Annotated in this window: 1 protein-coding gene; it reads left to right on the top strand. The window is 62.9% G+C overall.

Features of this window, described 5'->3' with window-relative positions:
• Positions 1-78: 78 nt before the first annotated feature.
• A complete protein-coding gene (locus tag HNP48_RS35135) occupies positions 79-1,218 on the top strand; it encodes an IS481 family transposase (protein WP_184866327.1) in 1,140 nt (379 codons plus the stop codon).
• The last annotated feature ends 56 nt before the right edge of the window (positions 1,219-1,274 follow it).

The following is a 1,274-nucleotide window of genomic DNA, read 5'->3' as shown; positions in this document are numbered from 1 at the left end:
TGTATAGACCGGGGACATGGTGAACAGGTGTGCGAGGACATGGTGAACACTTTGGGCGAACTTTCGCCGGAGGTCCCCATGCCATGGAAGGCTCGCAACACCATGAACCTGAGACAGGAATTCATCGAACTGGCTCGGCAAGAGGGCGCCAACCGGCGCCAGTTGTGCCGGCGCTTTGGCATCAGCCCTGCGACTGCTTACAAGTGGCTCAACCGCTTTGAAGAGCAAGGACATGAGGGGCTGGCAGATCGCTCACGCAAGCCCTTGAGCAGCCCCACCATTTCATCACCAGAAGTGGAGGCTGCCGTCGTTGCAGTGCGCACCGAACACCCCGCCTGGGGCAGCCGCAAGATCAGATGGCGCCTGCAGAACCTGGGAGGGCCTGCTGTAGCCACCAGCACCGTCACCTCGATCCTCAAGCGCCACGGCCTGATCACGCCCGAGGCCAGCGAGGCCGCCGGGCACTGGCAGCGGTTTGAGCACACAGAGCCCAACGCGCTGTGGCAAGCCGACTTCAAGGGCCACTTTGAGACGTTCGAGGGGCGCTGCTCGCCGCTGACCATCCTGGATGACCACTCGCGCTTCAACCTGGCGCTGCAGGCCTGTGGCAGGACCTCCACCGAGGTCGTCCAGGCCCATATGACACAGGTGTTTCGCCGCTACGGCCTGCCAGCACAGATCAACTTCGACAACGGCGCCCCCTGGGGTTCACCGAGCGCACCGGGCCAGCTCACAGCGCTGGGGGTGTGGCTGGTGCAGTTGGGTATCCGCCTGAGCCACAGCCGGCCCTACCACCCGCAGACCAACGGCAAGGACGAGCGCTTTCATCGCACGCTGGAGCTTGAAGTGCTCAGGGGCCGGTGCTTTGAGAGTCTGGAGAGAGTACAGAAGGCTCTGGATGGCTGGCGCACGGTCTACAACCAACAGCGCCCACATGAGGCACTGAACGGAGCCACGCCGGTCACCCGCTACCGCCCCAGCAAGAGGGAGTTCCCTGAGCAGTTGAGCCCGCCTGAGTACACCAGCGAAGACGAAGTGCGCACGGTCGACTGGAACGGGATCGTGCGGTTCAGGGGCAGGCGCTACAAGCTGAGCAATGCCCTGCATCGCCACCGGGTGGGCATCCGGGCCAAGCCTGGCAAGGATGGTTGCTATGAGGTGTTCTTTGCCCACCATCGCTGCCTGGTGATTGACCTGGCCAGCACGAACGCCGTCTAATGAAAAGTGTTCACCATGTCTCCGCACAGGTGTTCACCATGTCCCCGGTCTGTACA

The sequence above is a fragment of the Acidovorax soli genome, assembly GCF_014207955.1.
In the GTDB taxonomy this organism is placed as follows: domain Bacteria; phylum Pseudomonadota; class Gammaproteobacteria; order Burkholderiales; family Burkholderiaceae_C; genus Acidovorax; species Acidovorax soli_A.
The sequence above is the reverse complement of the archived record's forward strand: the minus strand, read 5'-3'. Positions and strand labels throughout refer to the sequence as shown.